15 protein-coding genes are annotated in these 12,659 nt (G+C 69.1%); 8 read left to right on the top strand and 7 right to left on the bottom strand.

Annotated features, from left to right (window positions below):
• Positions 1-2 precede the first annotated feature (2 nt).
• Positions 3-1,148: an acyl-CoA dehydrogenase family protein gene (locus tag FHU39_RS12200; RefSeq protein WP_183320627.1), complete on the bottom strand. Its 1,146-nt coding sequence runs from the start codon at positions 1,146-1,148 to the stop codon at positions 3-5.
• A gap of 113 nt (positions 1,149-1,261) precedes the next feature.
• Here FHU39_RS12200 and FHU39_RS12195 point away from each other — a divergent pair, with 113 nt between their 5' ends.
• Positions 1,262-1,900, top strand: coding sequence for a TetR/AcrR family transcriptional regulator (locus FHU39_RS12195; RefSeq protein ID WP_183320626.1), 639 nt, complete (start codon positions 1,262-1,264; stop codon positions 1,898-1,900).
• Between the two features lie 139 nt (positions 1,901-2,039).
• Here FHU39_RS12195 and glnA read toward each other — a convergent pair whose 3' ends face one another.
• On the bottom strand, positions 2,040-3,464 hold the full coding sequence (glnA, locus tag FHU39_RS12190; protein ID WP_183320625.1) for a type I glutamate--ammonia ligase: 1,425 nt from the start codon (positions 3,462-3,464) through the stop codon (positions 2,040-2,042).
• A gap of 210 nt (positions 3,465-3,674) precedes the next feature.
• On the opposite strand from glnA, the gene FHU39_RS12185 reads away from it, so the two are divergent.
• Complete coding sequence (locus FHU39_RS12185; protein ID WP_343065845.1) at positions 3,675-4,109, top strand: RDD family protein; 435 nt, start codon at positions 3,675-3,677, stop codon at positions 4,107-4,109.
• On the opposite strand, the gene FHU39_RS12180 is transcribed toward FHU39_RS12185, so the two are convergent.
• The gene (locus FHU39_RS12180; protein ID WP_183320624.1) at positions 4,110-4,871 is read right to left on the bottom strand and encodes a DUF4191 domain-containing protein; all 762 of its coding nucleotides are present in this window, start codon (positions 4,869-4,871) and stop codon (positions 4,110-4,112) included.
• A 5-nt stretch (positions 4,872-4,876) separates the two neighbouring features.
• Entirely contained in the window at positions 4,877-5,902 is a 1,026-nt protein-coding gene (gene lipA, locus FHU39_RS12175; RefSeq protein WP_183320623.1) for a lipoyl synthase, read from the bottom strand.
• Between the two features lie 165 nt (positions 5,903-6,067).
• Between lipA and FHU39_RS12170 the strand changes: the two genes are divergently transcribed.
• Positions 6,068-6,448, top strand: coding sequence for a hypothetical protein (locus FHU39_RS12170; RefSeq protein ID WP_183320622.1), 381 nt, complete (start codon positions 6,068-6,070; stop codon positions 6,446-6,448).
• Between the two features lie 25 nt (positions 6,449-6,473).
• Here the strand turns inward: FHU39_RS12170 and FHU39_RS12165 are convergent, their stop codons facing one another.
• The 3 genes from FHU39_RS12165 to FHU39_RS24995 are packed head-to-tail and all read right to left on the bottom strand — an operon-like array spanning position 6,474 to position 8,326.
• Positions 6,474-7,076 (bottom strand): flavin reductase, encoded by a 603-nt coding sequence (locus tag FHU39_RS12165; protein ID WP_183320621.1) that lies wholly within the window; start codon positions 7,074-7,076, stop codon positions 6,474-6,476.
• 6 nt (positions 7,077-7,082) lie between these two features.
• Entirely contained in the window at positions 7,083-7,856 is a 774-nt protein-coding gene (locus tag FHU39_RS12160; RefSeq protein WP_183320620.1) for a slipin family protein, read from the bottom strand.
• Positions 7,829-8,326 (bottom strand): NfeD family protein, encoded by a 498-nt coding sequence (locus FHU39_RS24995; protein WP_183320619.1) that lies wholly within the window; start codon positions 8,324-8,326, stop codon positions 7,829-7,831. Before FHU39_RS24995 ends, FHU39_RS12160 begins: the two co-directional genes overlap by 28 nt.
• Before the next feature lie 136 nt (positions 8,327-8,462).
• Here FHU39_RS24995 and FHU39_RS12150 point away from each other — a divergent pair, with 136 nt between their 5' ends.
• The 5 genes from FHU39_RS12150 to FHU39_RS12130 are packed head-to-tail and all read left to right on the top strand — an operon-like array spanning position 8,463 to position 12,496.
• Positions 8,463-8,822 (top strand): hypothetical protein, encoded by a 360-nt coding sequence (locus FHU39_RS12150; RefSeq protein ID WP_183320618.1) that lies wholly within the window; start codon positions 8,463-8,465, stop codon positions 8,820-8,822.
• Positions 8,819-9,784: an MFS transporter gene (locus tag FHU39_RS12145; RefSeq protein ID WP_183320617.1), complete on the top strand. Its 966-nt coding sequence runs from the start codon at positions 8,819-8,821 to the stop codon at positions 9,782-9,784. The genes FHU39_RS12150 and FHU39_RS12145 overlap by 4 nt, the downstream gene beginning before the upstream one ends.
• Positions 9,781-11,214, top strand: a complete 1,434-nt coding sequence (locus FHU39_RS12140; protein ID WP_183320616.1) for a pyridoxal phosphate-dependent decarboxylase family protein — start codon at positions 9,781-9,783, stop codon at positions 11,212-11,214. The genes FHU39_RS12145 and FHU39_RS12140 overlap by 4 nt, the downstream gene beginning before the upstream one ends.
• A complete protein-coding gene (map, locus tag FHU39_RS12135) occupies positions 11,211-11,996 on the top strand; it encodes a type I methionyl aminopeptidase (RefSeq protein WP_183320615.1) in 786 nt (261 codons plus the stop codon). Before FHU39_RS12140 ends, map begins: the two co-directional genes overlap by 4 nt.
• On the top strand, positions 11,993-12,496 hold the full coding sequence (locus FHU39_RS12130) for a GNAT family N-acetyltransferase (RefSeq protein WP_183320614.1): 504 nt from the start codon (positions 11,993-11,995) through the stop codon (positions 12,494-12,496). Before map ends, FHU39_RS12130 begins: the two co-directional genes overlap by 4 nt.
• Positions 12,497-12,659: the final 163 nt, after the last annotated feature.

Below are 12,659 nucleotides of genomic sequence, written 5' to 3'. Positions count from 1 at the left end.
GTTCAGAACCCGAGGTCGCGGCCGATGAGTTCCTTCATGATTTCGTTGGAGCCGGCCCAGATCTTGGTCACGCGGGCGTCGCGCCACGCACGGGCGATGCGGTACTCGTTCATGTAACCGGCACCGCCGTGCAGTTGCAGGCAGTGGTCGAGGACCTGGTTCTGGACCTCGGCGGTCCACCACTTGGCCTTCGCCGCGTCAACGGGGGTCAGCTCGTGCTCGGCGTGGGCGAGCACGCACTGGTCGACATACGCCTGGGTGACCTCGACCCGGGTGACCAGCTCGGCCAGCAGGAACTTGTTGGCCTGGAAGGACCCGATCGGCTGCCGGAACGCCTTGCGTTCCTTGGCGTAGTCGATCGTCTCCGTCAGCAGCTGGCGGGCGTGGGCGAGGTTGGTGACCGCCGCCGAGATCCGTTCCTGCGGCAGCCAGGTCATCATGTGCCCGAAGCCCTTGTCGAGCTCGCCGACCAGGTGCGAGGCCGGGACCACGACGTCCTCGAAGAAGAGCTCGGCGGTGTCGGCCTCCGGCTGCCCGATCTTGTCGAGCTTGCGGCCGCGCGAGAAGCCGGGCAGGTCCGTCGGCACCGCGAACAGGCTGATGCCCTTGGCTCCGGCCGCGGGTGTGGTGCGGGCCGCGACGACGACCAGATCGGCGCCGTACCCGTTGGTGATGTACGTCTTGGAGCCGTTGATCCGGAACCGGTCGCCGTCGGCGACCGCGGATGTCGTGATCGCGGCCAGGTCGGATCCGGCACCGGGCTCGGTCATCGCGATCGCGGCCACGGCCTCCCCGCTGCTGATGCGGGGGAGCCACCGGTCCCGGACCTCCGCCCCGGCCAGCTTGACCAGGTATGGCGGCACGATGTCGGCGTGGATCCCGACGCTGGACGGCAGTGCGGCGTTCACCGCGGCGAGTTCCTCCATCAGCACCGCGTTGAACCGGAAGTCCTGGGCGTCGGCGCCGCCGTACTCGACGGGGATCTCCAGACCCAGCAGTCCCTGTGCGCCGGCGGCGCGCCAGAAGCTGCGGGGAATGGCCTTGTCGGCGGCCCAGTCCTCGACATCGGGGAGCACCTCACGGCGTACGAAGGCCCGCACCGACTCACGGAACGCCTCGTGGTCCTCGTCGTAGATCCTGCGCCGCATCGAGTCCTCCTGTGTGAGCGTACGCTTAGGTAAGCGTTCGCTTAGCTAACATGATCCGAGCGGCTGTCGTCAAGACCGGCCGGGAAGAAAACCCATGAAAGGGAGTCCGACGCATGTCACCCAGTCAGCGCCGACCCGCGGCCAAGTCGGATCGCCGGATCACCGCCGACCCGACGCGTGCCCGGATCCTCCAGTCGGCCCTCGAGTCGTTCGCCCGCAACGGTTTCCACGGCACCAGCACCCGGATGATCGCGTCGCTGGCAGGCATCAGCCCCGGGGCGGTCTACGTCCACCACCAGAGCAAGGAGGAACTGCTCTTCCAGCTCTCACTGGAGGGCCACCAGGAGGCTCTCGATGTCGTGGTGGCGGCCGCCGCGGCTGCCACACCGGAGCAGGCGCCCGGTGATCGGCTGGCCGTGGTCATGGCGGACTTCGCCGCCTGGCACGCGCGCCGTCATACCATCGCCCGCGTCGTGCAGTACGAGCTGGCGGCACTTACGGCCGAGCACCACGCGGTCATCGCGAAGGTGCGCCGACGGACCCGGGACGTGGTCCGCGGGATCGTCGACGACGGCATCCGCACCGGCGAGTTCGAGGTCGACAAACCCGACCTGGCAACCGTCGCGCTCCTCTCGCTCGGCATCGACGTCGCGCGGTGGTACCGCCCCGGCGCCTGGACACCCGAGGAGATCGGCCGGTACTACGCGGACCTCGCACTGCACGTCGTACGGCACCGCCCGGCTGACAAGTGACCACTCGGTCGGGTTTCGAGCCGCCGCGACATACTCGCCGGTAAGCGACCACTCGGTGCACTTGCACGCGAAATGCCCCGGACCACAAGGTGATCCGGGGCATTTCGGTGAGCCTCGATACGGGCTCGCCCAGCGCGACTTAGATGTCGTAATACAGCTCGAACTCGTGCGGGTGCGGGCGGAAGCGCAGCGGGTCGACCTCGTTGGTGCGCTTGTAGTCGATCCAGGTCTCGATCAGGTCCTCGGTGAACACGTCGCCCTCGGTGAGGAAGTCGTGGTCGGCCTCGAGCGCGTCGAGCACGGCCGGCAGCGAGTCGGGGACCTGTGCGATGTTGGCGTGCTCCTCCGGGGGCAGCTCGTAGAGATCCTTGTCCACCGGCTCCGGCGGCTCGATGCGGTTCTTGATGCCGTCCAGGCCGGCCATCAGCTGCGCCGCGAACGACAGGTACGGGTTGGCCGACGGGTCCGGGATGCGGAACTCGATGCGCTTGGCCTTCGGCGAGGTGCCGGCGATCGGGATGCGGATGCAGGCCGAGCGGTTGCGCGCCGAGTAGACCAGGTTGACCGGAGCCTCGTAACCCGGCACCAGGCGGTGGTAGGAGTTGACCGTCGGGTTGGTGAACGCCAGCAGCGACGGCGCGTGCTTGAGCAGCCCACCGACATACCAGCGAGCCAGCTCCGACAGGCCGCCGTAGCCCTTCTCGTCGTAGAACAGCGGCTCGCCGTTCTTCCACAGCGACTGGTGGGTGTGCATGCCCGAGCCGTTGTCGCCGAAGAGCGGCTTCGGCATGAAGGTGGCCGTCTTGCCGGCCTCGAAGCAGGTGTTCTTGACGATGTATTTGAACTTCATCACGTCGTCGCCGGACTGCAGCAGGGTGCCGAACGTGTAGTTGATCTCCTGCTGGCCCGCGGTGCCGACCTCGTGGTGGGCGCGCTCGACGTTGAGGCCGACCTCGGCGAGCTTGACGCTGATGTCGTCACGCAGGTCGGAGAAGTGGTCGACGGGTGCGACCGGGAAGTAGCCACCCTTGTAGCGCGGCTTGTAACCCAGGTTGCCGCCCTCCTCCTCGCGACCGGTGTTCCACGCGCCCTCGACGGAGTCGATGTAGTAGTAGCCGGCGTTCGACTTGGTCTCGAAGCGGATGTCGTCGAAGATGTAGAACTCGGCCTCGGCGCCGAAGTAGGCGGTGTCGGCGATGCCGGTCGTCTTCAGGTAGGCCTCCGCCTTCGCCGCGATGTTGCGCGGGTCACGCGAATAGGCTTCCCCGGTAAAGGGATCCACGATGGAGAAGTTGAGCACCAGCGTCTTGTGCTTGCGGTAGGGATCGACGAACGCCGACTTCGGGTCGGCGATCAGCTTCATGTCCGACTCGTGGATCGCCTGGAAACCGCGGATCGACGAACCGTCGAACATCGCACCTTCCTTGAGGGCGTCCTCGTCGAGGCTCGCCGCCGGCACGTTGAAGTGCTGCATCACGCCGGGGAGGTCACAGAATCGGATGTCGACGAATTCGACGTCTTCGTCCTTGATGTACTTCAAGACCTCGTCGGCCGTGGTGAACATGGATCCTCCATCGATTTTCTGTTCTCGCGGGCGGCATCGAGCGCCGCACGTCGGCACTGACCTTACGGGGTCGCAGTTTCCCGTCCATGACCCGAGTGTTTCCGCAGTGTTACACGGACCTGGATTTCTCATATCGTGGACGTGCTGTTCGTATGGCGTCAGACCCCCTCTGCCGCCTGGTGTCGGGGTGTCCAACTATTCTTGGTGCACGTGGAGACCAGCAGAGTCGTGAACGACGTGGACGAGGGTTACCCCGGGGCCGGACTCGGTATGCCGCCGCACGGCCGCGGCTCGCTGGCGCGTCTCGGCCCACGCGTCGTCGCCGTCATCATCGACTGGCTGATCTGCTCGGTCATCGCGGCCGGATTCCTCGGCTACCGCTTCGGCGCCGACGGCCACAGCTGGGCGCCGCTCGCGGTGTTCTTCGTCGAGAACGTCCTGCTGGTCGGCACGCTCGGCTCCACCATCGGCCACCGCGTCGTCGGGCTGCACATCTCGAAGACCTCCGGCGCCCCGGCCGGTCCGGGACCGGCGGTGCTGCGCAGCGTCCTGCTGTGCCTGTTCATCCCGGCGATCATCTGGGACAAGGACGGCCGCGGCATGCACGACCGGATCGCCGGCACCGTCATCCGGCGGGTGCGCTGATCAGCGGCCGCGGAGCGCCTTGCGGTCCATCCGCGGTGCGTTGCGCGGGTCCATGCCCTTGGGGATCGGCGGCTTGGCGGCACCCAGCGCCCGCAGCCGCTTGGTCACGGCCTGCACCTCGGCGTCGGTGAGCTTGGCGTCGAACTTCTTCATCGTCTTGGTCAGGTCACCGAGCTTGGTCGTGTCGTCGCCGGAGCCGACCCGCAGCACGTGGACCGGCACCTCCGGCCCGGCCACCCGGGCGACCCGCTTGCGCTCGGACTCCAGCAGCTTGCGAGCCGCGCCGGTCGGACCTTCGCCGATCAGCACCACGCCCGGCTTGCCGACAGCCCGGAAAACCATTGCGGCATTTGACAACTCGGACATGCGACGCGCACGTCCCGCCTCCGCCGCCACCGGCTCCTGCTCATAGGTCCAGCCGCGCTTGAGCCCCTGCAGCGCGGCGCCCGTGCCGCCCGCCTGGCCCTCGAGCGCCCCGTATGCCGCCCGCTCGGCCAGCCGGCCGAAGACGATCACCGCGGCGAGCAGACCGAACATCACACCGAGGATGCCGGTGTAGATGAAGCTGCTGAAGATCAGGTGCAGGCCGAAGGTGAAGATCAGGAAGACGACCAGGAACGCGCCGGCCATCCACAGCGGGATCTTCGGGTTGTGCTTCACCGAAACCTGGAAGAGCGTCTTGAACTGCGAAATCCGGCCCGGGTTGTCCGGGTCCTTGGGTTTACGCGAAAAACGTGACTTCTTCTCGGGCTGCGTCGACATACCTCTCAGGATATGTCAGCCGAGGCCCGCTCCACGAGCGCGGCGGCCTCCTGGCGGGCGGGGGAGGACGACGCCTCGGCGAGATGGGCCAGATGCGGGGGCAGCTCGCGGCCGAGTTTCGCCATCGCCCCGGCATACAACTTGCCCGCCCGGTACGACGAACGCACCAGCGGCCCGGCCATCACGCCGAGGAAGCCCAGCTCGTAGGCGAGGTCCGACCAGCGGACGAACTCCTGCGGCTTGACCCAGCGGTCGATCGGGTGGTGCTTGGGGGAGGGGCGCAGGTACTGGGTGATGGTGAGGATGTCGCAGCCGGCGTCGTGCAGGTCGCGGATCGCCTGCTCCACCTCGTGGTCCTCCTCGCCCATGCCCAGGATGAGGTTGGACTTGGTGATCAGGCCGAACTCCTTGGCCATGGTGAGCACCCGCAGCGACTTCTCGTAGGTGAAGGCGGGGCGGATCCGCTTGAAGATGCGCGGCACGGTCTCCAGGTTGTGCGCGAACACCTCCGGGCCGGCCTGGAAGACCTGGCCGACCAGCTCGGGCTTGGCGCCGAAGTCGGGCGGCAGGATCTCCACGCCGGTGTTCGGGTTCAGCGCGTGGATCTGGCGGATCGTCTCGGCATACAACCGGGCGGCACCGTCCGGCTGGTCGTCGCGGGCGACACCGGTCACCGTGCAGTAGCGCAGGTTCATCTCCCGGATCGACTCGGCGACCCGGCGCGGCTCGTCCATGTCGAGCTCGGTGGGCTTGCCGGTCGCGATGTCGCAGAAGTCGCAGCGGCGGGTGCACACGTCGCCGCCGATGAGGAAGGTCGCCTCGCGGTCCTCCCAGCACTCGAAGATGTTGGGGCAGCCGGCTTCCTGACAGACCGTGTGCAGGCCCTGGCTCTTCACCAGCTCGTGCAGGCCGGTGTATGCCGGGCCCATCTTCGCGGTCGTGCGGATCCAGGCCGGTTTGCGCTCGATCGGCGTCTCGGCGTTGCGCGCCTCGACGCGCAGCATCTTGCGGCCTTCAGGTGCGACAGTCACGCATACCAGGCTACGTCCTCGTCGCCGGACGGGCGTGTCGAGGTCAGGGGCGCGGCTCCGGGGTGTGACCGGAGGCGACACCTACCGCTGGGTAGGGGCAATTACGCAGACCGATCGCGCAACACGGCTCATGTGCCCGGCCGCCCGCCCGACGAGATTGTGGGTGTGACGAATTCAGCCGAGAACACTGCGCACGACGACAAGCCCGCGAAGCCGAGGAGCCAGACCGCCCTGCACGTCACCGACGTGCTCCTCACCGTCCTGCTGTCCACCGGACTCGTTCTGCTCGACTTCGGCATCGGCCTGCTGTCCCTGATCGGCATGGCCATGTCCGGCGACGCCTGCGGTTCGGGCGCGTCCTGCGCCGAGCAGGACTCCGCCAGTGGCGCGGCCTTCGCTGCCGCGTTCTTCGTCGCCTGCTCGCTGGCGGTCTGCGTCGGAGGGATCGTGGTGTCCGCGCGCAAGCGGGTGATCACGGTGTGGGCGCCGCTGGCAGGTGCCGCGCTGGCCGGCCTGGCCTGCATGATCGTGTTCAACGCCGGGTGAGCGGCGCGGCACGTCATACCGACGATCACTCCGGGCGGCGCAGGTCCAGCCGGGAGTCGGGGTTGATCTGGAAGTAGGTGGTCGGCCCGCCGGCACGCAACAGCGGGTCGGCGGCGACCGTGTCGAAGACGCCGTCGGCGATCAGCGCCTCGTCGATGTGCACGCCGACGACCTCGCCTACCACGAACCAGCTGCCGACCGCAGCCCCCTGCGCGGACTGCAACGGCACGAGCTGGGTCACCCGGCACTCGAAGCTGACCGGTGACCTCGCCACCCGGGGCGCACCGATCTCGGTCGAGGACGCGGCCTCCACGCCGGCCACCTCGAACTCGTCGACGTCGTGGGTCGTGGAGCTCGCGTTCATCTGCTCGCCGAGCTCGCGGGTGACCAGGTTCCAGGTGAATTCCCTTGTGGCATCACAGTTTGCGAGCGTGCCCTTCCAGCCGTTGCTGGAGAAGCCGATCAGCGGCGGGCGGTAGTGCAGGGCGTTGAAGAACGAGTATGGCGCCAGGTTGCGCCGGCCTTCGGCGTCGACGGTGCCGATCCAGCCGATCGGTCGCGGCGCGATGATCGAGTTGAACGGATCGTGCTTGAGCCGGTGTCCCTCGGCGGGTCGATAGAAATACACGGGGCCCTATTCTGCCGGGCCGTGTCCTTTCGCCTGATCGAGCAGGGGCTGCACCAGGTCGACCGGCACCGGGATGATCACCGACGACTTGCTGTTGTTGCTGATCTCCATCAGCGTCTGCAGGTAGCGCAACTGCAGCGTCGTGGGGTTGCGGCTCATCACGTCGGCGGCGTCCGCCAGCTGGGTGGACGCCTGGAACTCGCCCTCGGCGTTGATCACCTTGGCCCGGCGTTCCCGCTCGGCTTCCGCCTGCCGGGCGATCGCGCGCTGCATGGAGGCCGGGATCTCCACGTCCTTGATCTCCACGACCGACACCTTCACACCCCACGGCTCGGTCTGCTGGTCGATCACCTTCTGCAGGTCCTCGTTGAGCCGCTCCCGCTCGGCCAGCAGGGTGTCCAGCTCCGCCTTGCCGAGCACCGCACGCAGCGAGGTCTGCGCGATCTGGGTGGTGGCGGCCAGGAAGTTCTCCACCTCGACGATCGCGCGGTTGGCGTCCATCACCCGGAAGTAGGCCACCGCGGTGACCCGGACGGGCACGTTGTCGCGCGTGATGATGTCCTGCTCCGGCACGTTGAGCGTGATGGTGCGCAGGTCCACCCGCACCATCCGGTCGACCGCCGGGATCAGCAGCGCCAGCCCCGGATCCTTCAACGTGATCAGCCGGCCGAGCCGGAAGACGACGCCCCGCTCGTACTCGCGCAGGATGCGCACCGACGACCCGAGCACCGCGACGACGATGACGATGAGGATCACAACGAGAGCGATGAGGGCTTCCATACCGGGATCACCTCCCAGGCGTGCGGCCGCCGGACCGATATGGACAGGCCGTCGAGCTCGGCCACGATGACCTTGTCGCCCGGCGCCGGAAGGGGGTCCTCCCAGCCGAACACCGGCTCGGCGTGCCACAGGGCACCTTCGACCAGGACCATGCCTTCGCGGCCGGACCACGACTGCACGACGCCCTTGGCGCCGATCAGCGCGTCCGGCCCGCTGCGGATCTCCTGGCTGCCGGCCACGAACACCTCGCGGACGACCATCAGCATCACGACCAGCCCGGCAAGCGCCAGGAGGGCTGCGACGGGGATGGTCACCCACAGGGCGGCACCGGATCCGGCCAGGATCGTCCCGACACCGGCAGCCGTTCCGAGCACTCCGACGGCTCCGAGCACGCCCGCGGTGTTGAGGTGGGCCTCGATGACCAGCACCGCGAGCCCCGCCAGGACCACGACAACTCCGAGAAGAACCACACCGACCACCTCGTCGATCGGCCGAGGTCGCCGCGTGGAGCTCTGCGTGGACCAACAGGTTTCGGCAACCTCGCCCGGTCCACCTCAAGGATATCCCGCCCACCTTTGAGCGCCGTTTCGCGTCATACTGCCGGGCATGGACAACGAGGTTGCCACCGAGGGTGAGCGCTCCGGCCTGCGACGCGCGGACGAAGTGCTGGCGCGCGTCGTCGGTGCGGCATTGACGCTCTTCGAGTTGTTCGTCGTGTTTGCAGTGGTGTTCGGCGCGTTGATGTCGGGGGACGGCTGCTCCGGCCCGTCGGACGCGGACTGGATCTGTCGCCAGGGGCATCCGGCGTTGCTCGTCGTGGCGGTCGTCGTGCTGGTCGCGCTCTCCCTCGTGGTCACCTGGTTCGGTATCTTCCGTGCGCTGCGGCGTGGGGGCGTGTGCATCCTCTGGCCGGTGCTCGGCGGACTGATCTTCCTGCCGGTGCTGTGGATCGTCACCAACCTGTGAGCGGCGAGCTGCCCGGTCGGGTGCGCGCCGGGTACGGCCTGGGCTCGGTGGCGACCGGCGCGTTCGGGACGGTGCCGGGGCTGATGCTGCTGCCCTACCTCACCGACACGCTCGGCATCACGGCGTTGGTGGCGGGCGTCATCGTCTTCGCGCCGAAGGCGTGGGACGTGGTCCTCAATCCGATCGCCGGGCGGATCAGCGACCGGTCGGCCGACCCGCGCGGTCCACGGCGGCCGTTCCTGCTGCGGTTCGGGCTGGCGCTCGCGGTGTGTTTCGCGCTGCTCTTCGCTGCGCCGGACCTCGGGTCGCGCTGGGCCGGCGCGCTCTGGGTCCTGGTCGCGTTCGTCGCGTGTGCCACGGCGATCCGCAACGCGTTCGGCGGACGCACCGGCTACCAGGTGATGGGTGTCACGATCGGAGTGCTGCTCGCGATCGGCGCGTTGGGTGCGTATGCCGGCACCCGGCACGCGCCGATCGGCGCCGTCGTCACCCGCCCGGGGACGGTGCGCGACCAACTGCGGCTGGTCGCCGGTGCACGTGATTTTCGTTTGCTGCTGGGCACTTTCGTCATCCAGGCGGTTGCCACTGGTGCGATGCTGGCCGGCGTCGACTACCTGTCGCGGTGGGTGCTGGGGGACAAGGACCTGTCGACCGTGCTCTCGTTGGCGATGCTGCCGGACTGCGCCGCACTGGACGCCCGGCGGACCGGCAGCAACCGGATCGGCGTCTACACCGGGGTGTGGACCGCCGGTGAGACGCTCGGGTTGGCGGTCGGCCCGGGCGTCTACGCGCTCGTCCTCGCGGTCGGCGGGTATGTGTCGTCCACCTCCGGGCACGGCACGCAGCCGAGCTCGGCGCTGACCGCGATCACTCTCGGATTCTCGCTGGTGCCAGGCATTCTGGTGTTGCTCAGCCTGATTCCGCTGATGCGTTACTCCCTCACCGAACAGGAGCTTCGATGACCTCCGATCCAGCCGTTCTCGAGCAGTTGCGCGCGATGCAGGAGCACGACGTGCCGGTGCGCGGCGGCCGCACGCTCGCCTACGTCTACGACTCGGGTCTCGCCGACGCCGACGAGATCGGCCGCGCGGCGGTGGCGGCCTACGCGGGCGCGAACGGGCTTGACCCGACGGCGTTCCCGAGCCTGCTGACGATGGAGAACGAACTCGTCGGCTTCGCGTGCGACCTGCTCGACGCACCCGAATCCACAGTCGGGACAGTCACGTCCGGTGGCACGGAGTCGGTGCTGCTGGCGGTGCAGACCGCGCGCGACGCCCACCCGCAGATCGAGCGGCCACGCATGGTGCTGCCGGCCACCGCGCACGCGGCGTTCCACAAGGCGGCGCACTACTTCGGGGTGGAGCCGGTCGTCGTGCCAGTGGCTGAGGACCACCGCGCCCACCCGGACCGTATGGCGTCGGCCATCGACGACCGGACGGTGCTGGTGGTGGCAAGCGCCCCGTCATACGCCCACGGGGTGGTGGACCCGGTGACGTCCGTTGCGGCGGCCGCGGCCGCACGAGGGGTGCGCTGTCACGTCGACGCGTGCATCGGCGGATGGGTGCTGCCCTATGCGACACGACTCGGGCGGCCGGTGCCGGCCTGGACGTTCGCGGTCGACGGCGTCACCAGCATATCGGTCGACCTGCACAAGTACGCATACGCACCCAAGGGCACCTCGATCCTGCTGCACCGCGCGCCGGAACTGCGGCGACCGCAGTTCTTCGCCAGCGCCCGCTGGCCCGGCTACACGATGCTCAACTCGACCATGCAGTCGACGAAGTCGGGCGGGCCGCTCGCCGGGGCGTGGGCCGTGGTGCGGCAGATCGGGGACGCCGGTTATCTGGAGCTGAACCGGCGGATGCTGGCGGGAGTCGATGCGCTGGTGGCCGCGATCGACCGGATCGACGCCCTGCACACCGTCGCCCGGCCCGACTCGACGCTCGTGGTGTTCGGCACCGACGACTCGTGCGACGTGTTCACGCTGACCGACCTGCTGTCCCGCGCCGGCTGGTACGTCCAGCCGCAGTTGTCCTTCGCGGGCGAGCCGCCGACGATCCACCTGTCGGTGAGTCCCGCGACCCAGGTCGACGCGTTCGTCGGGGCGTTGCGGGACGCCGTGGCGGAGGCGGTGCGGGTCGGTCCGGCGCAGGTGTCGCCGGACATCGCCGAGTTCGTGCGGGCGCTGGACGCTGCGACGCTGACCGACGAGGACTTCGCAGGCCTGCTCGCGGCGGTCGGGATGGACGGTGACGGCGGACTGCCGGAGTCGATGGCCACCGTCAACGCGCTGCTGGACATCGCGGCCCCGGCGCTGCGCGAGGCGCTGCTGACGGCATACCTCGATCGGCTGGCGCGCCCGGTCCGGCGACGGCATACGGTAGAGCCGTGATCGAACTCAAGTCCCCGTCCGAGATCGAGGCGATGCGCCCGGCCGGCCGGTTCGTCGCGTCGGTGCTCGTCGCGCTGCAGGAGGCGGCCGCTGTCGGCGTCAACCTGCTCGACCTGGATGCGTTGGCGCACAAGATGATTCGCGATGCGGGCGCGGAGTCGTGCTACATCGACTACCACCCGAGCTTCGGCGCAATGCCGTTCGGGAAGGTGCTGTGCACCAGCGTCAACGACGCCGTGCTGCACGGGCTGCCGCACGACTACGCGTTGCGCGACGGCGACCTGCTGTCGGTCGACTTCGCCGCGAGCGTCGACGGGTGGGTCTCGGACTCGGCGCTGTCCGTGGTCGTGGGCACGCCGGACCCGGAGGACCTGCGGGTCATCAAGGCGACCGAGGACGCGCTCGCGGCGGCGATCGCCGTCGCGAAGCCGGGCAACAAGCTGGGGGACATCTCCGCGACCATCGGCGACGTCGCGCGCGCCAACGGGTACACCGTCAACACGCAGTTCGGCGGGCACGGGGTCGGGCGCACCATGCACGGCGACCCGCACGTGCCCAACGACGGCCGCGGCGGTCGCGGGCTGAAGCTGCGCCCGGGGCTGGTCATCGCGATCGAGCCGTGGTTCATGCGCGACACCAGCGAGATCTACACCGACCAGGACGGCTGGACGCTGCGCTCCGGTGACGGGTCGCGCGGTGCGCACTCCGAGCACACCATCGCGATCACCGACGGCGACCCGATCGTCTTCACCGACCGCGCCGCCGAGCGCGCGGCCGGATGACGCTGCCGCTCGGCCCGGGCGGAAGTCCGCTGGCCGGCGTGCCGGGCATCCGGGTGGCCGAGGCGACCGCCGACCAGGTCCCGCAGATCGTGGCGCTGCTCGCCGACGACCTGCTCGGCCGGGAACGCGAGGCCGGTGCCGCGGCGCGGTACGACGAGGCGTTCGCGGCCATCGACGCCGACCCGAGCGAGCACCTGCTCGTGCTGCTCGACACTGATGACGCGGTCGTCGGGACCCTGCAGCTCGGCTTCGTGCGCAGCCTGTCGCGCGGTGGTGCGCTGCGGGCGCAGATCGAGGCGGTGCGGGTGTCGGCGGCGTTGCGCGGGCGCGGCGTCGGGCGGGCGTTCTTCCAGTGGGTCATCGGCGTGGCGCGCGGAGAGGGCGCCGTGCTGCTGCAGCTCACCAGCGACCTGCAGCGCGCCGGCGCCATACATTTCTACGAGTCGCTGGGGTTCGTGCACAGTCACGCGGGCTTGAAAATGCCGCTCACGCCGGCGTGAGGTGGCGGCGGCGGGGCGACGGGGCCGGGGAGGCGGCGGGCTGCCCGGCGGCCGCTCATAGGTCCCCCCGGTGGCGACTCCGGTACGCCGGGGGGCCGGTTTTCCGCTCATAGGTCCCCCCGGTGTCGACTCCGGTACGCCGGTGGCGGCGGGCTGCCCCGCG

Origin of the sequence: Flexivirga oryzae (genome assembly GCF_014190805.1) — a bacterium.
Taxonomy (GTDB): Bacteria; Actinomycetota; Actinomycetes; order Actinomycetales; family Dermatophilaceae; genus Flexivirga; species Flexivirga oryzae.
Note: the sequence above shows the minus strand (reverse complement) of the source record. Positions and strands in the feature narration are given on the sequence as shown.

What these genes read in the sequence shown, in the direction of transcription:
- FHU39_RS12200 (WP_183320627.1), bottom strand. Translation starts at nt 1,148, where the DNA reads ATGCGGCGCAGGATCTACGACGAGGACCACGAGGCGTTCCGTGAGTCG.
- FHU39_RS12195 (WP_183320626.1), top strand. Translation starts at nt 1,262, where the DNA reads ATGTCACCCAGTCAGCGCCGACCCGCGGCCAAGTCGGATCGCCGGATC.
- glnA (WP_183320625.1), bottom strand. Translation starts at nt 3,464, where the DNA reads ATGTTCACCACGGCCGACGAGGTCTTGAAGTACATCAAGGACGAAGAC.
- FHU39_RS12180 (WP_183320624.1), bottom strand. Translation starts at nt 4,871, where the DNA reads ATGTCGACGCAGCCCGAGAAGAAGTCACGTTTTTCGCGTAAACCCAAG.
- FHU39_RS12160 (WP_183320620.1), bottom strand. Translation starts at nt 7,856, where the DNA reads ATGGAAGCCCTCATCGCTCTCGTTGTGATCCTCATCGTCATCGTCGTC.
- FHU39_RS12150 (WP_183320618.1), top strand. Translation starts at nt 8,463, where the DNA reads ATGGACAACGAGGTTGCCACCGAGGGTGAGCGCTCCGGCCTGCGACGC.
- FHU39_RS12140 (WP_183320616.1), top strand. Translation starts at nt 9,781, where the DNA reads ATGACCTCCGATCCAGCCGTTCTCGAGCAGTTGCGCGCGATGCAGGAG.
- FHU39_RS12130 (WP_183320614.1), top strand. Translation starts at nt 11,993, where the DNA reads ATGACGCTGCCGCTCGGCCCGGGCGGAAGTCCGCTGGCCGGCGTGCCG.